This window comes from Calditerricola satsumensis, from assembly GCF_014646935.1.
In the GTDB taxonomy this organism is placed as follows: Bacteria; Bacillota; Bacilli; order Calditerricolales; family Calditerricolaceae; genus Calditerricola; species Calditerricola satsumensis.
In genome coordinates, this window is sequence record NZ_BMOF01000031.1 from 1 (window position 1) to 20906 (window position 20906).

At 66.2% G+C, this 20906-nt stretch carries 18 protein-coding genes, 1 tRNA gene and 1 pseudogene; 18 read left to right on the forward strand and 2 right to left on the reverse strand.

Annotation, left to right across the window (positions count from 1 at the left end):
- The 9 genes from hisF to IEX61_RS08005 all read left to right on the forward strand — a co-directional run.
- Positions 1–756 (forward strand): imidazole glycerol phosphate synthase subunit HisF (gene hisF / locus IEX61_RS07965; protein ID WP_188817480.1); only part of this gene is annotated, 756 nt, incomplete at its 5' end.
- Positions 749–1405, forward strand: a complete 657-nt coding sequence (gene hisIE / locus IEX61_RS07970) for a bifunctional phosphoribosyl-AMP cyclohydrolase/phosphoribosyl-ATP diphosphatase HisIE (RefSeq protein WP_229725778.1) — start codon at positions 749–751, stop codon at positions 1403–1405. The genes hisF and hisIE, both read left to right, overlap by 8 nt.
- 28 nt (positions 1406–1433) lie before the next feature.
- Positions 1434–3167 (forward strand): tetratricopeptide repeat protein, encoded by a 1734-nt coding sequence (locus tag IEX61_RS07975; protein WP_229725779.1) that lies wholly within the window; start codon positions 1434–1436, stop codon positions 3165–3167.
- Between the two features lie 100 nt (positions 3168–3267).
- Positions 3268–4197, forward strand: coding sequence for a thioredoxin-disulfide reductase (gene trxB / locus IEX61_RS07980; protein ID WP_054670413.1), 930 nt, complete (start codon positions 3268–3270; stop codon positions 4195–4197).
- Positions 4198–4434: 237 nt separating this feature from the next.
- Positions 4435–4902, forward strand: coding sequence for an 8-oxo-dGTP diphosphatase (locus IEX61_RS07985; protein WP_188817484.1), 468 nt, complete (start codon positions 4435–4437; stop codon positions 4900–4902).
- Between the two features lie 31 nt (positions 4903–4933).
- Positions 4934–5833 (forward strand): RNase adapter RapZ, encoded by a 900-nt coding sequence (gene rapZ / locus IEX61_RS07990; RefSeq protein ID WP_188817486.1) that lies wholly within the window; start codon positions 4934–4936, stop codon positions 5831–5833.
- A gap of 8 nt (positions 5834–5841) precedes the next feature.
- Positions 5842–6837, forward strand: coding sequence for a gluconeogenesis morphogenetic factor MgfK (mgfK, locus tag IEX61_RS07995; RefSeq protein WP_054670393.1), 996 nt, complete (start codon positions 5842–5844; stop codon positions 6835–6837).
- 20 nt (positions 6838–6857) lie between these two features.
- Complete coding sequence (gene whiA, locus IEX61_RS08000; protein WP_054670397.1) at positions 6858–7805, forward strand: DNA-binding protein WhiA; 948 nt, start codon at positions 6858–6860, stop codon at positions 7803–7805.
- A gap of 84 nt (positions 7806–7889) precedes the next feature.
- Positions 7890–8147: an HPr family phosphocarrier protein gene (locus tag IEX61_RS08005; protein WP_054670405.1), complete on the forward strand. Its 258-nt coding sequence runs from the start codon at positions 7890–7892 to the stop codon at positions 8145–8147.
- Positions 8148–8297: 150 nt separating this feature from the next.
- On the opposite strand, the gene clpP is transcribed toward IEX61_RS08005, so the two are convergent.
- The gene (clpP, locus tag IEX61_RS08010) at positions 8298–8936 is read right to left on the reverse strand and encodes an ATP-dependent Clp endopeptidase proteolytic subunit ClpP (protein WP_308423727.1); all 639 of its coding nucleotides are present in this window, start codon (positions 8934–8936) and stop codon (positions 8298–8300) included.
- Positions 8937–8975: 39 nt separating this feature from the next.
- On the opposite strand from clpP, the gene IEX61_RS08015 reads away from it, so the two are divergent.
- Together IEX61_RS08015 and IEX61_RS12490 are read left to right on the forward strand one after the other, a co-directional pair.
- Entirely contained in the window at positions 8976–9944 is a 969-nt protein-coding gene (locus tag IEX61_RS08015) for a DMT family transporter (RefSeq protein WP_229725780.1), read from the forward strand.
- 381 nt (positions 9945–10325) lie between these two features.
- A pseudogene (locus IEX61_RS12490) lies at positions 10326–11816 on the forward strand (S8 family serine peptidase).
- A gap of 121 nt (positions 11817–11937) precedes the next feature.
- On the opposite strand, the gene IEX61_RS08025 reads toward IEX61_RS12490, so the two are convergent.
- A tRNA-Arg gene (locus IEX61_RS08025) sits at positions 11938–12016 on the reverse strand.
- Positions 12017–12140: 124 nt separating this feature from the next.
- On the opposite strand from IEX61_RS08025, the gene rpoN reads away from it, so the two are divergent.
- The 7 genes from rpoN (at position 12141) to eno (ending at position 20890) form a co-directional block, all read left to right on the forward strand.
- Positions 12141–13568: an RNA polymerase factor sigma-54 gene (gene rpoN, locus IEX61_RS08030; RefSeq protein ID WP_229725781.1), complete on the forward strand. Its 1428-nt coding sequence runs from the start codon at positions 12141–12143 to the stop codon at positions 13566–13568.
- Positions 13569–13726: 158 nt separating this feature from the next.
- Entirely contained in the window at positions 13727–14746 is a 1020-nt protein-coding gene (locus tag IEX61_RS08035; protein ID WP_188817488.1) for a sugar-binding transcriptional regulator, read from the forward strand.
- Between the two features lie 153 nt (positions 14747–14899).
- The gene (locus IEX61_RS08040) at positions 14900–15904 is read left to right on the forward strand and encodes an ArsJ-associated glyceraldehyde-3-phosphate dehydrogenase (RefSeq protein WP_054672777.1); all 1005 of its coding nucleotides are present in this window, start codon (positions 14900–14902) and stop codon (positions 15902–15904) included.
- A gap of 98 nt (positions 15905–16002) precedes the next feature.
- A complete protein-coding gene (locus IEX61_RS08045) occupies positions 16003–17187 on the forward strand; it encodes a phosphoglycerate kinase (protein ID WP_188817490.1) in 1185 nt (394 codons plus the stop codon).
- A gap of 7 nt (positions 17188–17194) precedes the next feature.
- Positions 17195–17983, forward strand: a complete 789-nt coding sequence (gene tpiA / locus IEX61_RS08050) for a triose-phosphate isomerase (RefSeq protein ID WP_188817492.1) — start codon at positions 17195–17197, stop codon at positions 17981–17983.
- Positions 17980–19530, forward strand: a complete 1551-nt coding sequence (gpmI, locus tag IEX61_RS08055; protein ID WP_188817494.1) for a 2,3-bisphosphoglycerate-independent phosphoglycerate mutase — start codon at positions 17980–17982, stop codon at positions 19528–19530. The genes tpiA and gpmI overlap by 4 nt, the downstream gene beginning before the upstream one ends.
- Positions 19531–19588: 58 nt before the next feature.
- Entirely contained in the window at positions 19589–20890 is a 1302-nt protein-coding gene (gene eno / locus IEX61_RS08060; RefSeq protein ID WP_188817496.1) for a phosphopyruvate hydratase, read from the forward strand.
- Positions 20891–20906 lie beyond the last annotated feature (16 nt).

The following is a 20906-nucleotide window of genomic DNA, read 5'->3' on the forward strand; positions in this document are numbered from 1 at the left end:
CAGTTTTGTGAAGGTGAAAGTGCACCGAATACAAGGGATTCGGACAACGAAAAAGGCTCGTTTGTCAACCTGCGCGATGCCGGCGATCCCGTGGCACTCGCCGCCGCCTACGACGAGGCGGGCGCCGACGAGCTCGTCTTCCTCGACATCTCCGCCTCCCACGAGGGGCGCGAGACGATGGTGGACGTGGTGCGGCAGACGGCGGCGCGCCTCGCCATTCCCTTCACCGTCGGCGGCGGCATCCGCACGGTGGCGGACATGACGCGCCTTCTGCGCGCCGGAGCGGACAAGGTGTCCATCAACACCTCGGCGGTGCAGAACCCCCACCTGATTGCCGAAGGGGCGCGCCTCTTCGGCAGCCAGTGCATCGTCGTGGCCATTGACGCCAAATGGAACCCCGACGCGAGACGCTGGGAGGTCTACACCCATGGCGGGCGGAAGGCGACGGGGCTTGACGCCGTCGAATGGGCCCGGCAAGCCGAGGCGCTGGGGGCGGGGGAGATCCTCCTCACCAGCATGGACGCCGACGGCAGCAAAGACGGCTATGACCTGGCCTTAACCCGCGCCGTGGCCGAGGCGGTAGGCATCCCCGTCATCGCGTCGGGCGGGGCCGGGTCGGCGGAACACATCTACGCCGTGCTGACGGAAGGGAAAGCCGACGCCGCGCTGGCCGCGTCCATCTTCCACTACGGCGAGACGTCGATCGGCGCGGTGAAGGCCTACTTGCGCGAGCGGGGGGTGCCGGTACGTGTCTGATCCCCAGCTGTCCATTCCGTGGGAGGCGCTGCGCTTTGATGAACGGGGCCTCATTCCGGTGATCGTGCAGGATGTCGCCAGCGGCGATGTCTTGATGTTCGCGTTTGCCAACCGCGACGCGCTGGTCAAGACGGTGCAGACGGGCGAAGCCCACTTCTACAGCCGCTCGCGGCAGGCGCTGTGGCGCAAGGGGGCCACGTCGGGGAACGTGCAGCGCGTCGCGCGCATCCGCTACGACTGCGACGGGGACTGCCTCCTGTACGAGGTGGAACCGCAGGGGCCGGCCTGTCACGAAGGCACGCCGTCGTGCTTCAGCGGCACGCTGTGGGCGGCCGACGCTTCCGATGCGCCGGCGCGTCCGCCGCTGGCCGTGCTGACCCTCCTCGAGCGGGTGGTTGCCCAGCGCGACCGCGAGCGGCCAGAGGGGTCCTATACGACGTACCTGTTCGAGAAGGGCTTGGACAAGATCCTGAAGAAGGTGGGCGAAGAGGCGAGCGAGGTGATCATTGCCGCCAAGAACGCATCGGCCTGCGAGCTGCGTTACGAGGCGGCCGATCTCCTCTACCACCTGCTCGTCCTCCTGCGCGCCGCCCGAATTTCCCTTGCGGCGGTGCTGGAGGAGCTGGCCGAACGGCACAAGCCGTCGTAGGGGTATGGTATACTGAAAACAGAAAACCTTGGACGGCCTGGAGGTTTCCATGCCCCACAACGTGACCCCACCCCTGCGCGCCTCGCGCGCATCGCGGCAAACCGTTGTCCCCCTGCCCCTGGGCGACGTGCCGTTCTTGTGCCGCCGCGCACGCGTCCAGCAGCGGCGGAAGGCTTACGACAAGGCCATCCGCTTGCTTGAGCGGGCGGTGCAGCTCGCGCCCGACGATGTGGACGCGTGGTATCTGTTGGCCGAGGTGCTGGCCGAGGCGGGGCGGTTTGCCGAATCCAACGAAGCGCTTTGGCGGCTCCGGGAGCTGTGCCCCGAGTGGGCCGACGTGTGGTACTTCCTCGCGTCGAACCACGCCTATCTCGGCGCCTACGAGGAGGCCGAAGCGTACGCCTTGCGCTATTTGGAGCGGGAGCCGCAGGGCGAGTACGCCGATCTGGCCCACGACTTGCTCGAGGCGGTGTACGCGGAGCTTCACCAGGCGGACGAGGGCGGCGGGCCGCCGCAGAACGGGTCGATCGTGCAGCGCCACGAGCATGCCCGCGCGCTGCTCGAGACGGGGCGGTTTCATGAGGCGCAGGCGCTCTTGGAGGACCTGGTGAAGGCCCATCCCGACTTTTTGCCGACGCGCAACAACCTGGCCTTGGCCTACTATTACACCGGGCGTCTCGAGCGGGCCGTGGCCGCCGTCGAGGCGGTGCTCGCGCAAGACCCGCACAATCTCCACGCCCTCTGCAACCTGGCCGTTTTTTGCGTCAATCTGGGCGACTGGCCGCGGCTGGTTCACCTTTCGCGGTTGCTGGTGAAGCTGATCCCCCTCCAACCGGAGGCGATGTACAAGCTGGCCACCACGCTGGGCCTGTTGGGCGAGCATGAGCGCGCGCGCGTGTTGCTCCGCAAGCTGCTCGATTGGGCGCGGATGGAAGAGGCGCCGCTCCTGCATTTCGCCGCGGTGGCGGCGTACAACACCGGCCATCCCGAAGAGGCCCGGCGCCTGTGGGAAAAGGCCGTGCGCCTGAGCGGCGATCCGGTGGCCGCCTACTACTTGCAGGTGATGGAAGAGGTGGAGGCGGGGAAGCGGGCGGCCCCCGAGGCGCTGCCGTATCAGCACCAGATCCCGCTTGAGGGTTACGAGCAGGTGGCGCTGCTTTCGCCCCAGGAGCTTCCGGAAGGGCTGCGCAACGACCCGCTGGTGCGGGCCTCCTACTTGTGGGCGCTGCGCTTTGGCGATGCGGCGACCAAGCGGCGCGCGATCGAGGCGCTGGCCCAGCTCGGCGACAGCGAAGGGGAGGCGGCCTTGCGCCAGTTTCTCCTCGACCCCGACGAGGCCGACGATCTGAAGGCCCTGGCCTTTCTCGCCTTGCTCTCGCGCGGTGGCCGCGGTTTTGCGGCGGGAGAGGGCGAGCGGCCGGGGGATGAGGGGAGCGTTCCCGGATGGCTTTCCGTTGTTGCGGGGTGGCCGCCGGCGTGGCGAAAGGTGCTGCTATCCCTGTCGGTGCAATACAACGCGGACCGCGAGAATCCGGTGTACCGCGAGGCGGTGGCCCTCTGGTGCGCCTACGTGATGGCGAAGCGCCCGGAACCGAGGCAGATTCGCAAACCCGAGGCGTGGGCGGCGGCGGTGGAGTACGTGGCGGCGCGGCGGGTGGGAAAGCCGGTTAAGCAAAGGGAGCTGGCCGCCCGCTATGGCGTTGCCCCATCGGCGGTGTCCCGCATCGCCCGCCTGTTGCGCCTTGCCCTTGCGAAGCCGTAGTCCGATTCGCTATGATCGGATTGGGAACGCTGTGAAACGGGGCCACGGCTTTCTCTTTTCGCGGCAAAATCGAAAAACATCGATCCAGGAGGCGACGGCCATGACGGACGAACGGCTGTACGATGTCATCATCGTCGGGGCCGGTCCGGCGGGCATGACCGCCGCCGTGTACGCGGCGCGGGCCAATCTGTCCACGCTGATGATTGAGCGCGGCGCCCCCGGCGGCCAGATGATGAACACCCAGGAAGTGGAAAACTACCCGGGGTTTGAGCACATCCTGGGGCCTGAGCTGTCCAACCTCATGTTTGAACACGCCAAAAAGTTTGGGGCCGAGTACGCGTACGGCGACGTCAAGCGCGTCGTGGACGAGGGGCGCGTCAAGGTGGTCGACTGCGGCGACAAGCAGTACCGCGCCAAGGCGGTGATCGTGGCCACGGGGGCCACGCCGCGCAAGCTTGGTGTGCCGGGTGAGCAGGAATTGGCGGGCCGCGGGGTGTCCTATTGCGCCGTGTGCGACGGGGCGTTTTTCAAAGGGAAGGAACTGGTGGTGGTCGGCGGCGGCGACTCGGCCGTGGAAGAGGGCGTGTTCTTGACCAACTTTGCAGCCAAGGTGACGATCGTGCACCGCCGCGACAAGCTGCGCGCCCAGCCCATCTTGCAGAAGCGGGCCTTTGACAACCCGAAGGTGGACTTCATTTGGAACCACGTGGTGGAGGAGATCCATGGGGACAACAAGGTGACCGGTGTCCGCCTCAAGCATGTGGAGACCGGCGAGACGCGCGAGTTTCCGTGCGACGGCGTGTTCATCTACATCGGGATGGAGCCCCTGTCCGATTGCGTCAAAGACCTCGGGATCACGAACGAGGCCGGCTACATCGTGACCGACGAGCGGATGCGCACGAAGGTGCCGGGAATCTTTGCCGCCGGCGACGTGCGGGAAAAGCAGCTCCGGCAAATCGTCACCGCCACCAGCGACGGCAGCATCGCCGCCATGGAGGCGTACGCGTACATCCAAAGCCTCCAAGACTGACGCGTATCGGGTGGGGGTTGAAACCCGTTACGAAAACGGTAACGATTTGTTCATGATTTGTAACAAACCCGAAACATACGCGGTGTATACTAAAGATGCGAAGTAACCCCCCTTTGTTTTTGGTAATCGCGGGCGGCCGAGCCCGCGTTTTTTGTTTGGGTTGGCTCGGGCTGCCGGTCCGTTCCTTGTGAGCCCCTTTGTTTTGGTGGTATGCTTAGGGTTGAGAGGTGACAGCGGATGCAGCGGGTGACGAACTGCGTGCTGCGGGACGGCAATCGCGTGCTCCTCTTGCGCAAACCGCGCCGCGGCTGGTGGGTGGCGCCGGGCGGGAAGATGGAGCCCGCCGAAAGCGTGACCGAAGCGGTGATCCGGGAGTACCGCGAGGAGACGGGGCTGACCCTGATCGATCCGGCGCTGCGCGGCGTGTTTACCGTCCTGATCGAAGACGGCGGGCGCGTCGTCGACGAATGGATGCTGTTTACGTTTTACGCCGAGCGCTATGAGGGCGAGCCGGTGACGGATTCGCCGGAGGGCGTTCTCGCGTGGCACGAGGTCTCGCGCATTCCGGAGCTTCCGACGGCGCCGGGCGACCAGCTGTTCTTGACGCACATCACGCAAGGCGGTGGGCTGATTACCGGCAAGTTTCGCTACACGCCGGACTACGCCTTGATCGACTGTGTCATCGACCGCCGCGAGGGGTTGTGACCGATCGCGGCGCCGCGAAGGGGGAGGGCGTATGGCGGACCGGGGCGGAAAGCAGCGGGTCAACCTGGTGATCATCACGGGGATGTCGGGTGCGGGGAAGACCGTGGCCATGCAGAGCCTCGAGGACCTCGGCTTTTTTTGTGTCGACAACCTCCCCCCCGTGCTCATTCCCAAGTTTGCCGAAGTGATTCAGCAGTCGGGGGGCCAGATCGAAAAGGTCGCCCTGGTCATCGACCTGCGGGGACGGGAATTCTTCCGGTCGCTGTTTGACGCCTTTGAGCAGCTGGCCCACATGCCGGGCGTGCGCACGTACATCCTGTTTCTGGACGCCAGCGATTCCGTGCTTGTCCAGCGGTACAAGGAGACGCGGCGACGCCATCCGATGGCCGCCGACGGCTCGGTGCTCGACGGCATTCGCCGGGAGCGCCAGCTGCTCGAGGAGCTGAAGGGGCGGGCCAACGAGGTGATCGACACGACAAACCTGCGACCGGCGCAGCTCAAGGAGCGCCTCATGCAGCGCTTCGGGCAGCTTGCCCTTAATCGGCTGACCGTTCACGTCGTGTCCTTCGGGTTTAAGTACGGCCTGCCCCTCGACGCCGATCTGGTGTTTGACGTGCGGTTCTTGCCCAATCCGCACTACATCCCGGCCTTGCGTCCCCAGACGGGGCGCGACCCGGCCGTGTACGACTATGTTTTCCAATGGAAAGAAACACAGGAGTTTGTTGACAAACTGCTCGACTTGTTGCGGTTTCTCCTTCCGTACTACGAGCGGGAGGGGAAGAACCACGTCGTGATCGGCATCGGCTGCACGGGCGGCAGGCATCGCTCCGTGGCCATCGCCGAACACGTGGCGCGCGCCTTTCGCGACGCCTACGCGGTGACGGTGACGCATCGCGACATGCAGAAAGACCATCCGACAACGCGGGGGTAAGCTGGGGCATGATACCGCATGGAGGGATTGCGCCGCGCGACAACCCGCGCGTCGTCGTCATCGGCGGCGGGACGGGACTCTCCGTGCTGCTGCGCGGGCTCAAAGAGCGTCCCGTGCACATTTCCGCCATCGTGACGGTGGCCGATGACGGCGGCAGCTCCGGGGTGCTGCGCGACGAATTGAACATGCCGCCGCCGGGGGACGTGCGCAACGTGCTCTTGGCCCTGGCCGACACGGAGCCGCTGCTGGAGCGGCTGCTCCAGTACCGCTTCACCAACGGCACGGGATTGGCCGGGCACACGGTGGGCAACCTGCTCATCGCGGCGATGAAGGAGATCGAGGGCGACTTCGTGCGCGCGGTGAAGAAACTGAGCCGCGTCCTCGCCGTGCGCGGAGACGTGTTGCCGGCGGCCAACCAGGCCATCGTCCTCAAGGCCGAGATGGAGGACGGCACCGTCGTCACCGGGGAGTCGAAAATTCCGCTCGCCGGAAAGCGCATTCGCCGCGTGTGGCTGGACCCGCCCGACGTCGCCGCCTTGCCCGAGGCCGTCGCCGCCCTGGAGCAGGCCGACGCCATCGTGCTCGGACCGGGGAGCCTCTACACCAGCCTGCTTCCCAATTTGCTCGTCCCGGGCATTGTCGACGCCATCCGGCGGTCGCCGGCGGTCAAGCTGTACATCTGCAACGTGATGACCCAGCCGGGGGAAACGGACGGATACAGCGCGGCCGACCACGTGCAGGCCCTCGTCGACCACGTCGGCGACCGGCTGTTCGACTATGTCATCGTGCACAGCGGGCGGATTCCTTCCGAGGTCGCGCAGCGCTACGCCCAAGAGGGGAAGAAGCCGGTGCGCTGCGACCGGCGGCGGCTCGAGGCCATGGGATACCGGGTGATTGTCGACGAGTTGGCCGTCTACCGCACGTATCTCCGGCACAACGCCGCCCGGCTGTCCGACCACATTCTGCGCATCGCATCGCAGCACCGCCGGGGGCAAGACGGGTAACGGGGAAAGGAGGGGGGCCGATGTCCTTTGCGCAGGAGACGAAGCGCGAGCTGACCCAGCTCGACGCGCCGCCGTGCTGCAAGAAAGCGGAGCTGGCCGCCATGGTGCGCATGAACGGGACGGTGCAGTTCGGCCAGGGGCGCTTTATCCTTGACGTGACCACGGAAAACGCGGCCATCGCCCGGCGGATCTTCACGCTGCTCAAGCAGGTCTTCGGCGTGCCGACGGAGCTCCTCGTGCGGCGCAAGATGCGCCTGAAGAAGAACAACGTCTACGTGGTGCGCATCGCCCAGCACGCGCGGGAGGTCCTCCGTGAGCTGGGGATCATGGCCGACGATGTCACCTTTGTGCGGGGGATCTCCAAGGGCCTCTTGAAGAAGAAGTGCTGCAAACGGGCCTATCTGCGCGGGGCCTTTTTGGCCGGCGGCTCGGTCAACCACCCCGAGGCGTCGTCGTACCACCTCGAGATCTTCAACGCCTATCCGGAACATTGCCAGGAGCTGGCCGCCCTGGCCAACCAGTTCCGGTTGAACGCCAAGTGCATCGAACGCAAGAAAGGGCACATCTTGTACCTGAAGGAAGGCGAGAAGATCGCCGAATTCCTCAACATCGTCGGCGCGCACCAGGCCCTCTTGTACTTCGAGGATGTTCGCATCTTCAAGGATATGCGCAACTCGGTCAACCGCGTGCAAAACTGCGAGCTGGCCAACCTGAACAAAACGGTGAACGCGGCGATGCGGCAGATCGAGAACATCCGCTACATCGAGAAGACCATCGGCCTCGATCAGTTGCCGCCCAAGCTGCGCGAAGTGGCGGAGCTGCGCTTGCAGCATCCCGACGTCAACCTCAAGGAGCTTGGCGAACTGCTGCCGGGAAAGGTGTCGAAGTCGGGCATCAACCACCGCCTGCGCAAGATCAATGAAATTGCCGAGAAATTGCGCCAGCGCGAGCAATCCGCCTCCCTGTGACGTGTCGGTCCTTTGCTATAATGGAAGTGTGCGACAGATCGGGCGTGGCCCCACACGGGGAACGCGGGAAGGGGGGAATGGACAGTGGTGCGGGAAACGGTGGTGGTGAAGCTGAAAACAGGGTTGCAAGCCCGCCCGGCGGCGCTGTTCGTGCAAGAGGCCAACCGGTACGCGGCGGACATTTACGTGGAAGTGAACGACAAACGCGTCAACGCCAAGAGCATCATGGGCATCATGAGCTTGGCCATCCGACCGGGGACGGAGATTGCGCTGATCGCCGAGGGCAGCGACGCCGAACAGGCGATCCGCAGCCTGAAGGCGCTGGTGTCGAAAGAGGAGTGAGGGGCGCGTCGGAACCGACGCCTGCCGGGTGGAAGGGGCGCGCGGCTTCTCGCAAACCGGGCCCGATCCGGCCCGGTTTTTTCGCATCAAGAATCGGCTGCCCAAAATAGGGGCAGCCGCCGGCGCGTCACGGGCCGTATCGCCCGTCTCCTATTTTGTTTTTGGCGCGTGCTCGATGACGTCATCGATGATGCCGTACGCCTTGGCCTCTTCCGCGCTCATGAAGAAATCGCGGTCGGTGTCCTTTTCAATCCGCTCCAGAGGCTGGCCGGTCCGTTCGGCGAGGATTTTGTTCAACTTCTCGCGCATGCGCAGGATGCGCTTGGCCTGGATGGCGATGTCGCTGGCTTGGCCATAGGCGCCGCCGAGGGGCTGGTGGATCATCACTTCGCTGTTGGGCAGGGCAAAGCGCTTGCCCTTTGCCCCGGCGGCCAGAAGAAAGGCGCCCATTGACGCGGCCAGGCCGACGCAGATCGTCGACACGTCGGGCTTGATGTACTGCATCGTGTCGTAGATGGCCATCCCCGCCGTGATCGACCCGCCCGGGCTGTTGATGTACAGGTAGATGTCCTTTTCCGGGTCTTCGGCAGCCAAAAACAAGAGCTGGGCGACGACGATGTTGGCCACGTTGTCGTCGATCGGCGTGCCGAGGAAGATGATGCGATCCTTCAGCAGCCGCGAGTAGATGTCGTAGGCGCGTTCGCCGCGGCTGGTTTGCTCGATGACCATGGGGACGAGCGGCATGCTGCGGTCCTCCTTTGCCGATGGGTTGCACTCCCATCTTATCACGGTGCGCCGGCGAAGCGCAAAGGAAGGGAGGAACGGGATGTGGCCCCCAGCCGCCTGTTCGTGTACGCGGTGTTGGCCCTTGCCGTGCTGATGATTTCCACCTCGCCCATCTTGGCCAAACTGTCGACGGCGCCACCGCCGGTGCTGGCGGCGTACCGGCTGGGGCTGGCCGTGCTGCTCATGCTTCCCTTTTACCCGTTGTGGGGCCGGGGGATGAGGGCGCGGCTTTCGCGGCGCGATTGGCTGTACGCCCTGCTGGCCGGCTTTTTTCTGGCCTGGCACTTCGTGGTCTGGTTTGCCTCGCTGCGCTACACCTCGGTGGCCAGTTCCACCGTGCTCGTCACGCTGCAGCCCCTCTTCTCTCTTGTCGGGGCGTACTGGCTGTTTGGGGAGCGGGTGGGACGTCGGGCCTTGGCCGGCGTGGCCTTGACCTTGGCCGGTAGCCTGCTCATCGGGTGGGGCGACGTTCGCGTCGGCGGCATGGCCTTTTGGGGGGATGTCCTCGCCTTGCTGGGCGCGGCTCTGGTGACGGCCTATTGGCTGATCGGCCAACATGTTCGGCAGCGCCTTTCTCTGTACGCCTACACGCTGCTCGTGTACGCCTCGAGCACGCTGTGGCTGGTCGGCTATGCGGTGGTCGGCGGCTATCCCTTGTTCCCGTACCCGATGCGCGAATGGGCCCTGTTTTTCTTGCTCGCCCTGCTTCCCACCCTCCTGGGACATACGCTGATGAACTGGCTGATCCGCTGGGTGTCGGCCAACGTCATCTCGATGAGCATCCTCGGCGAGCCGGTCGGGGCGGCCTTCTTGGCCTACTGGGTGTTCGGAGAGGTGCCGACGTGGACGCAATTCCTCGGCGCGGCGCTTATCCTCGGCGGCATCGCCTGGTTTCTCGCCGTGCACCGCCCCGCTTTGCCCGAACGGCGTTCAGAGGACCCGGGCGAAGGGGTTGCGGCGCGCCCCGCACGCCCCGAGCCGGGCGCGGACGGCGGGTGGCGGGAGGCCTGATGAAGAGAACCGAGGGGACGCCGCGCCGAGTGCCTTGTGTTGTAAGCCATTTCACTGTTGATCGTGTCGAATCGCAAAATGCGGGGAGCTGCGGCGCGGCGAAAGTGTCGAACGGTGTAGCTATAATTGTATAAATTTTCCGAAATCATTGAGGTATGATGGCGGTAGGAAAGGGGGGATGGAGCGGACGGTGCGCGACGCAGGAACCGTTAGAGAAGCGGCGGAACGGTGAAGGCCGGACCACACCGGCACGCCAAAAACGCGGGGAAAGGGGAGAGCACGGTGAAGAGGAGCGCGTTGGGGTACGGGAGCTTGGTCCTCCTGTTCGGGGCCTCCCTGTTGCTGGGTCCCGCTGCGTGGGGGGCGGAGGCCAAGAAGGCCGTGGAGGCGAAGCCGCAGGCGGCGACGGTCGCCATCGCCGACCACAACAAAAACAAGCTGTTTGACAACCTCGAACAGCGGCTCCAGGCGGCCCGCGACGACGAGCGGCTGCCCGTCATCGTCCTGTTCGGCGAAGCGGACACGGCCCGCCATCTCGAGGAGCTGAAGCGGCACGTCGGACCGTTTTCCGTCAAGCACGCCTATGGGGCGCTGTCCGGCTTTGCCGCGGAACTGACGAAGCGGCAGATTGAGCTGGCGGCCAAACTGCCCTTCATCAAGCAGATCGAGTACGACGAGCCCGTCTATGCCGCAATGCAGACGGCGTCGAGTTGGTACGGGACGACGAAGGCGCGCCAGGACTTCGGCGTGGACGGCAACCGTGACGGCAACCCGTTGAGCTATTCCAAGAACGACGTCGTCGTCGCCGTCATCGACACGGGAATCGACGCCGGACACGTCGACCTTGACGGCGGCAAGGTGATCGGATGGAAGGATTTCGTCAACAACCGGACCGCCCCGTATGATGACAACGGGCACGGGACGCACGTGGCCGGGATCATCGCCGGCGAGGGACAAGCCGACTCTCGCTACAAAGGGGTGGTCCCCGGCGCGGCGCTGGTGGGGGTGAAGGTGCTGAACGCCAGCGGCAGCGGCTCGATGAGCACGGTGACGGCCGCCATCGACTGGTGCATCCAGAACAAGGACGTCTACGGCATTCGCGTCCTCAACCTGAGCCTCGGCACGAGCGGCAGCTCGGACGGGACCGACGCGACGTCCTAGGCCGTCAACCGCGCCCACGACGCCGGGCTGGTGGTGGCCGTGGCGGCGGGCAACAGCGGACCGGCGCGCTACACCGTCGGCTCGCCCGGGGCGGCGGAGAAGGCCCTCACCGTGGGGGCGATGGGCGATCCCGGCGAGCTGGGGTACTTCCTGGCCGACTTCTCGAGCCGCGGCTACACGGCGGACGGCCGCATCAAACCGGACATCGCCGCACCGGGCTACAACATTACGGCGCCAAAAGCGAACACGAGCTCGGGCTATGTCACGTATAGCGGGACGAGCATGGCCACGCCGTTCGACTACGGGTACGGCAACCTGAACGGGTACGAAGCTGTCAAGAAGGCGGGAGGCTTTAGCGGCACGGGCCCGGCACAGCCCGCCCACCTGTATGGTTCGGGATCCCTTGGCGGCACGGGCGCCTATGACCAGTTCGCGGTGGATGTCACCGATGCGTCCAAGCCGCTGGCCATCACGCTGATCATGCCGAATTGGTCGTCGTCCACGAACCCGGATTTTGACCTCTACCTCTACAATTCCAGCGGGACGCTCGTGGCCAGGTCGGAAGGGACCAAGCGCCAGGAAACGATTCGCTACCAGCCGTCGGTCACCGGCACGTACACGATTCGCGTGTCGTCGTACACGGGCAGCGGCAGCTACTTCTTTGATGTCAGCGTTGGCGGCGGCAACCTGCGGCAGACGGTCAACCAGTAAATCGGAAACCGGTGAAAAAAGCGAGGTGGTGTCGAACCACCCCGCATCGCCTTTTCCATTCGATTGCGCCCCAGTACGAAAAAAACCGCCCATTCGTATGGGCGGTTTTACGCGTTATGTATGGTGCGCTCGGAGGGACTCGAACCCCCGCAAGACGCGGCTCCGGAGGCCGCCGCTCTATCCAACTGAGCTACGAGCGCATGCGTTCGATCTCGTGACAGTTTGCATTATAAACGATGCGGAACCAAAATGCAAGAGGGAACGCCGGCCGGGAACGCCACGTAAAATATGGAAGGGTGGGTTGGGCAGGAGAACGCGTGCGCGATGGCGAAGCCTTACCTGACGGGGGGATGCCGTGTGCAGTTGGGCTACGGCTTGGCGCAAGTCCAAAAACTGAAGTTGGCGCTGACGCCCCAGCTGCGCCAGTCGCTGGCGGTGTTGCAGCTGTCGGCCGTTGACTTGGTGGCCTTTCTCCAACAGCAAGCGGACGAAAACCCGCTCCTCAACGTTGATGCCCGTGACGAGTTGGCGTGGCTCGGAGACGAAGAGCGGCGTGCCGAAGCGCGAGGGGAACCGACCGAGGACGATGCTGTCGACTGGGCGGCGTATCTCGAGGATCCTGGCTTTCGGGAATCGGCGGCGGCGTGGTCCGAAGACGAGGATCCCTTGGCGCGGGCGACTCGCAGCGACAAGACGCTGTTTTCCGTTCTGGCGGAGCAGTTGCGCTATGCCTCGGTTTCCGAACCGGTGCGTCGCGCGGCGCTGTTTCTCGCCGGCAACCTGACCGATGCCGGCTATTTGGACGTGTCGCTTGAGGAAGCGGCCGCAGCGTCCGGGACGGACGTGGTCACCATGCGGCAGGCCCTTGACGTGCTGCAAAGCCTCGATCCCCCCGGCGTGGGGGCGCGCGATCTGCGCGAATGCCTGCTCTTGCAGCTGGCACGCCTCGAGCCGCGTGACGCCTTGGCCGAAGCCATCGTGCGCGACCACCTCGAGGATTTGGCTGCGCACCGGCTGGGGCGCATTGCCGCCGCCCTCGGCGTGCACGAGTCCGACGTGCAGCGCGCCGTCGATCGCATTCGCGCCCTGAACCCCAAACCGGGTCTGGCCTATGCATCTGACGATGTTCGCTACATTGTTCCCGACGTGTTTGTCGAGCGCGTCTCCGGCGAGTACGTGGTCATCCTCAACGATCGCATTCTCCCCCGGATCACGATCAATGCCGCGTATCGCCGGCTGCTGTCCGATTCGGCCGATCGCGACGCGCGCCGCTATGTGGAAGAGCGGCTGAACGCCGCGCTGTGGGTGGTGCGCAGCGTGGAGCAGCGCCGCCTGACGCTCTTTCGCGTCACCCAGGCCATCGTGCAGCGACAGCGCGACTTCCTGGATTACGGCATTGCCCGTTTGAAACCGCTTACACTTCGGGACATCGCCGAAATGACCGGCTTGCACGAGTCGACGGTCAGCCGCGCGACGGCTAACAAGTACGTGCAGACGCCGCGCGGACTGTTCGCCTTCAAGTTTTTCTTTGGCGGCGGGGTGGAAACGGCAAGCGGCGCGGCGTCGGCCGAAAGCGTGAAGGCGCGCATCCGGGCGCTCATCGAGGGGGAAGACAAGAAGCGGCCCCTGTCCGATCAGAAGCTGGCCGACTTGCTGGCGCAGGAGGGCATCGCCATCGCCCGCCGCACCGTGGCCAAGTACCGGGAGGAGCTGGGCATCCCGCCGTCTTCCAAGCGCCGGCGCTATGACTGACGCGCGTGTACCCGCATGAGGGAGACTTGACGCCCATCCGGTCTCAACCCTATGATGATAACGAAAGCGGCAGGGTTCCTGCGCGTTTTCTTTTCGCTGTAGTGGGACAACATAAACCTACGAGGGACAAATAACGTCCCAAATGCGGGTGAGTTGCGATGACGGCCGACATGCAGCGGCTTGCCAAACTGGTTCCCGACCTCGTCGCCGTTCTGGGCCTTCGCTACCGCATCTTGCGGCAGATCCAGCTGGCGCAGCCGGTCGGGCGCCGCTCCCTCGCCGCCTGTCTCGGCATGACCGAGCGCACCCTGCGCGCCGAGGTGGAGTTCCTGCGCGATCAGGGGCTGCTGGCCTTCTCACCCGCCGGCATGTCGCTGACCGCGGAGGGGGAGGCGCTGGTCGAGGCGCTCGAGGACGCGGTGCGCCAGTGGTTGGGCCTCACGGAGTTGGAAACGCGCCTGGCCGCGCGGCTTCGCATCGAGCGGGCGGTCGTCGTTCCGGGGGATGCCGACCGGTCGCCGATGGTGAAGCGGGAGATGGGCAAGGTGGCCGCCGACTGGTTGCGCCGCCATGCGCGCGAGGGGGACATCATCGCCGTGGCCGGGGGCACGACGGTGGCGGCCGTCGCCGAGATGCTGGCGCCTGCCCCCGTGTTTCGCAGCGTGCGCTTTGTTCCGGCGCGCGGGGGGCTGGGCGAACAGGTCGAGCACCAGGCCAACACCATCGCCTCGCGCATGGCGCAAAAAACGGGCGGGCAGTACCGCCTCCTGCACGTGCCGGACACGCTGAGCGAAGAGGCGTACCTGTCGCTGTCCGCCGAGCCGCACATCAAAGCGGTGCTCGACGAGGTGCGCCAGGCGCGCATCGTGGTGCACGGCATTGGCGACGCCTTCACCATGGCCCGTCGGAGGGGGGCCGACGCGGAGACCCTCGAGCGGCTGCGGCAAACCGGGGCGGTGGCCGAGGCCTTCGGGTACTATTTTGACCGCGACGGACGCGTCGTGTTCGCCATGCGCACCCTCGGCCTGCGCATCGAAGACGTGGCCAAGGCCGATCGGGTGATCGGCATCGCCGGCGGCGCAAGCAAGGGGCCGGCCATCGCCGCGCTGGCCCGAAACGGCGTGCCCCACGTTCTCATCACCGACGAAGGCGCGGCGCGCGCCATTCTGGAGGCGTGAGGCCGCGTCCCGGCGCGTTGGGATGGGGGGAGGCCCGCGCTGCGTGGAAAGGGCAATCCAGAAGATACCATTCCGAAAGAAACAATGTGAAATCCGAAAGAAACAATGTGAAATCCTGTGTATGGAAACCGTATGGTAGGAGGAGGATGAACCATGGTCCGGATTGGCATCAACGGGTTTGGCCGCATTGGCCGTAACGTCTTTCGCGCGGCGCTGCGCCGCGACGACGTGGAGGTGGTGGCCGTCAACGACCTGACCGACGCGAAGACGCTGGCCCACCTCTTGAAGTACGACTCCGTCCACGGCACCCTCGACGCCGAGGTGGAGGCCCGCGACGGCGTGCTCGTCGTGAACGGCAAGGAGGTGCGCGTCAGCGCCGAGCGCGACCCGGCCAACCTGCGCTGGGGTGAATGGGGCGTCGACATCGTTGTCGAGTCGACGGGGCGCTTCACGAACCGGGAAGACGCGGCCAAGCACCTGGCCGGCGGGGCGAAGAAGGTGATCATCTCCGCGCCGGCCAAGAACGACGACCTCACCATCGTCCTCGGGGTGAACGAGCACCGGTACGATCCCGAGAAGCACCACGTCATCTCCAACGCCTCGTGCACGACGAACTGCCTGGCCCCGGTGGCCAAGGTGCTGCACGAGACCTTCGGCATCCGCCGCGGCCTGATGACCACGGTGCACGCCTACACCAACGACCAGCAGATCCTCGACCTGGCGCACAAGGACCTGCGCCGGGCGCGGGCGGCGGCCCAGTCGATCATCCCGACGACGACCGGCGCGGCCAAGGCGGTGGCCCTCGTGCTGCCGGAGCTTGCGGGCAAACTGAACGGCATGGCCTTCCGCGTGCCCACGCCCAACGTCTCCGTCGTCGATCTGGTGGCCGAGCTGGAACGCCCGGTGACGGTGGAGGAAGTGAACGCGGCGCTCAAGCGGGCCGCCGAAGGGGAGCTGAAGGGCATTCTGGCCTACACCGAAGAGCCCCTCGTCTCCCGCGACTTCAACGGCAACCCGCATTCGTCCATCGTCGACGCCCTCAGCACGATGGTCATCGAGGACAGCCTGGTCAAGGTGGTGGCCTGGTACGACAACGAGTGGGGCTACTCCAACCGCGTCGTCGACCTGGCCGCCTACATCGCGCGGCGGGGCTTGTAAGGGCTGGCGACAAAACCGTACAATGAGGGCGAGCGTGTGGAGAGAGGAGAATGGCGCGAACCTTCTCCTCTTTCCTTTCTTTCGGGAGGAGGGTGTGCATGCGCAAGCTCACCGTTCGCGACGTGGATGTGAAAGGCAAGCGCGTCTTCGTGCGCGTCGATTTCAACGTGCCCCTGGAAAACGGCCAGGTGGCGGACGACACGCGCATTCGCGCGGCGCTGCCGACGATCCGCTACCTGATCGAGCAGAGGGCAAGGGTGATCCTGGCCAGCCACCTCGGCCGTCCCAAGGGCCAGGTGAAGGAGGAGCTGCGCCTCGATCCGGTGGCCCGTCGGCTTTCGGAATTGCTCGGCAAGCCGGTGAAGAAGGTGAACGAGGTGGTGGGGCCGGAGGTGGAGGCGGCCGCGGCGGCCCTGGCGCCCGGCGAGGTGCTCCTTTTGGAAAACGTGCGCTTCCATCCCGGCGAGGAGAAGAACGACCCCGCGCTGGCGGCGGCCTTGGCCCGGCTGGCTGACGTGTACGTAAACGACGCCTTCGGGGCGGCCCATCGCGCCCACGCCTCCACGGAGGGCATCGCCCGCCACCTCCCCGCCGTGGCCGGCTTTCTGATGGAGAAGGAAGTGAACACCCTCTCCGAGGTGCTGGCCAACCCGGCGCGGCCCTTTGTGGCCATCATCGGCGGGGCCAAGGTGAAAGACAAGATCGGCGTCATCGAGAACCTGCTCACCAGGGTGGACACGCTGATCCTCGGCGGCGGGCTGGCCAACACCTTCCTGCGCGCCAAGGGGCATGCCACCGGCGCGTCCCTCGTGGAGGAGGACAAGCTCGAGTTGGCCCGCGCGCTGCTCGCGCGCGCCGAGGAGAAGGGCGTGCGCCTGCTCCTGCCCGTCGACGTGGTGGTGGCCGATCGCTTCGCCCTCGACGCCGCGACCCGCGTGGTGTCCGTCGACGCCATCCCCGACGGGTGGATGGCCCTGGACATCGGGCCGGAGACGGTGGCGCGCTACCGCGAGGCCATCCGCGGCGCCCGTCTCGTTGTGTGGAACGGGCCGATGGGCGTCTTTGAGATGCCCCGCTTTGCCGAGGGGACCTTTGCCGTGGCCCGCGCCCTGGCCGACTCGAGCGCCCACACGGTGGTCGGCGGCGGCGACTCGGTGGCGGCGGTGGAGAAGGCCGGCCTGGCCGACCGCATCGGCCACATCTCCACCGGCGGCGGGGCGTCCCTCGAATTTCTGGAAGGCAAGACGCTGCCCGGCGTGGCCGCGCTGCGGGACAAGGAGTGAGGCCGGCGTGCGCGTGAGGCTGATTGCGGCCAACTGGAAGATGCACAAGACGGTGGATGAGGCCCTCGCCTTCTGGCGCGCCGTGCGCGGCCGCGTGCCGGCCGGCGTGGAGGCGGTGGTGTGCGCGCCCTTCACCGCCCTTCATCCCCTGGCCGTGGAGCGCCGGGAGGGGGACGGCGTGGCCCTCGGCGCCCAGAACCTGTTCTGGGAGGAGGCGGGGGCCTACACCGGGGAGGTGAGCCCGGTGATGCTGGCCGATCTCGGCGTCCGGTACGTCATCGTCGGCCATTCCGAGCGGCGGCAGCTCTTCGGCGAGACCGACGAGACGGTGAACAAGAAGGTGCGCGCCGCCCTGCGTCACAATCTGGTGCCCATCCTGTGCGTCGGGGAGACGCTGGAGGAGCGCGAGGCGGAACGGACGGAAGAGGTGGTGCGCCGGCAGACGGCCGCCGCCCTGGACGGTATCGCGGCCGATGACGCGGCGCGGGTGGTCATCGCCTACGAGCCTGTGTGGGCCATCGGCACGGGGCGCACGGCCACCGGCGAAGACGCCGCCCGCGTGGCGCGGACGATCCGCGGGGTGCTGGCCGACCGGTACGGGGCTGGGGTGGCCGAGCAGGCGCGCGTCCTCTACGGCGGCAGCGTGAAGCCGGCCAACCTCAGCCAATTTCTCGCCTTCCCGGAAATTGACGGGGCGCTGGTGGGCGGGGCCAGCCTCGAGGCCGACAGCTACCTCCAGCTTCTCGACGCGGCGAATCCGGCGAGAGGCGAGGCGCAAGGGAGGGATGGCGCATGACCCAGGTGCGGCCCAAGCCGCTCATCCTCATCATCCTCGACGGCTTTGCCCTGCGCGACGAGGTGCACGGCAACGCCGTGGCCCAGGCGAAGAAGCCCAACTTCGACCGCTACTGGGCCACCTATCCGCATACCACCCTTCAGGCCAGCGGCGAGGCGGTGGGCCTTCCCGCCGGGCAGATGGGCAACTCCGAGGTCGGCCACCTGAACATCGGTGCCGGCCGCATTGTCTACCAGGACCTGACGCGCATCAGCAAGGACATCCGCGAAGGGGCCTTCTTCCGCAACGAAACCTTCCTGAACGCCATCGCCCACGTCAAGCGGCGTGGCACGGCGCTGCACCTGGCCGGCCTCGTCTCCGACGGCGGTGTGCACAGCCACATCGAGCACCTCTTTGCCCTGCTGGAGCTGGCCAAGCGGGAAAACGTCGAGCGGGTTTATGTCCACGCCTTCCTCGACGGACGCGACGTGGCCCCGGACAGCGCGGTGCGGTACATCGAGCAGCTCCAAGCCAAGATCCGCGAGCTGGGCGTGGGGCAAATCGCCACCGTGCAAGGACGGTACTACGCCATGGACCGCGACCGCCGCTGGGAGCGGACGGAGAAGGCGTACCGGGCCATGGTCTACGGCGAAGGGCCCCGCTACCGCGATCCGCTGAAAGCCATTCGGGAATCCTACGAAAAGAGCGTCTACGACGAGTTCGTCATGCCCACGGTGATCGTGGATGAGGCCGGCGAACCGGTGGGGCTGGTGAAGGACGGCGACGCGATCATCTTCTTCAACTTCCGTCCCGACCGGGCCATCCAGCTGTCGCAGGCCTTCACCAACGAAGATTTCCGCGGCTTCGACCGCGGGCCGAACCGGCCGAAGGACCTCCACTTCGTCTCGATGACCCACTTCAGCGAGACGGTGAACGGCTACGTGGCCTACAAACCGACCAATCTCGACAACACCTTCGGCGAGGTCCTCGTCCAGCACGGCCTGACGCAGCTGCGCATCGCCGAGACGGAGAAGTACCCCCACGTCACGTACTTCTTCAGCGGCGGGCGCGAGGAGAAGTTCCCCGGCGAGACGCGCATCCTCATCGATTCGCCCAAGGTGCCGACCTATGACCTGAAGCCGGAGATGAGCGCATACGAGGTGACCGACGCCGTGGTGAAGGAGATCGCCGCCGAGCGCCACGACGTGATCATCCTCAACTTTGCCAACCCGGACATGGTCGGACACTCGGGCAAGATGGCGCCGACGATCAAGGCCGTCGAGGCGGTGGACGAATGCCTCGGGCGCGTCGTGGAGGCGGTGCTGGCCAAGGGCGGCGTGGCCGTCATCACTGCCGACCACGGCAACGCCGACTGGATGATCGACGAACGCGGCAACCCGGTCACCTCCCACAGCACGAACCCGGTGCCGTTCATCGTGACGAAGCCGGGGCTCGTTTTGCGCGAGGGCGGCATTCTCGCCGACATCGCCCCGACGATGCTGCACCTGCTCGGCCTGCCGCAGCCGCCGGAGATGACGGGACGGTCGCTGATCGCCGCGGAGCGCTGAGCGCTTCAGCGGCAGCATGGTCCACAAACCGGAACGTTGCGCAAAGGAGCGTGAACGCATGTCCACGATCGCCCAGATCTACGCCCGCGAGGTGCTTGACTCCCGCGGCAACCCGACGGTGGAAGTGGAGGTGCGCCTGGAAGACGGCAGCGTCGGCCGGGCCATCGTGCCCTCCGGCGCCTCGACGGGGGCCCACGAGGCCCTTGAGCTCCGCGACGGCGACGAGGCGCGCTACCTGGGCAAGGGGGTGCGCAAGGCCGTCGAGAACGTCAACGAGGTGATCGCCCCCGAGCTCCTCGGCTACGACGCCTACGACCAGGTGGGCATCGACCACCTGATGCTCGAGCTGGACGGCACGGAGAACAAGAGCAAGCTGGGCGCCAACGCCATCCTCGGCGTTTCCCTCGCCGTGGCCCGCGCCGCCGCCGATTCGGTGGGCCTGCCGCTGTACGCCTACCTGGGCGGCGTCAACGCCAAGACCCTGCCCGTGCCGATGATGAACATCCTCAACGGCGGCAAGCACGCCGACAACAACGTCGACATCCAGGAGTTCATGATCCTGCCCGTCGGCGCCGACACCTTTGCCGAGGCCCTGCGCATGGGCGCCGAGGTGTTCCATCATCTGAAGAAGGTGCTGCAGAAGAAGGGGCTCAGCACGGCCGTCGGCGACGAGGGCGGCTTTGCCCCCAACCTGTCGTCCAACGAGGAGGCGATCCAGACCCTCCTCGAGGCGATTCAGGCCGCCGGGTATGAGCCGGGCCAAGACGTTCTCCTCGCCCTCGACGTGGCCGCCACCGAGCTGTACCAGGACGGCCGCTACCACTTCGCCGGCGAGGGCGTGGTGCGCACGGCCGACGAGATGGTCGGCTGGTACCAGGAGCTGGTGGGCAAGTACCCGATCATCTCCATCGAGGACGGCCTGGCCGAGGACGACTGGGAGGGCTGGGAACAGCTGACCCGGGCCATCGGCGACCGCGTCCAGCTCGTCGGCGACGACCTGTTCGTGACGAACACGAACCGCCTGCGCCAGGGCATCGAGCGGGGCGTGGCCAACGCCATCCTGATCAAGGTAAACCAGATCGGCACGCTGACGGAAACCCTCGACGCCATCGAGATGGCCAAGCGGGCCGGCTACACGGCCATCGTCTCGCACCGCTCCGGCGAGTCGGAGGACACGACGATTGCCGACATCGCCGTGGCCACCAACGCCGGGCAGATCAAGACCGGCGCCCCGTCGCGCACCGACCGCGTGGCCAAGTACAACCAGCTGCTGCGCATCGAGGACGAGCTGTCGTACATCGGGCAGTACCCCGGCCGCGACGCCTTCTACAACCTGCGGAAGCGCCACAAGGGAGAATAATCCTGCGGGGGCGAGA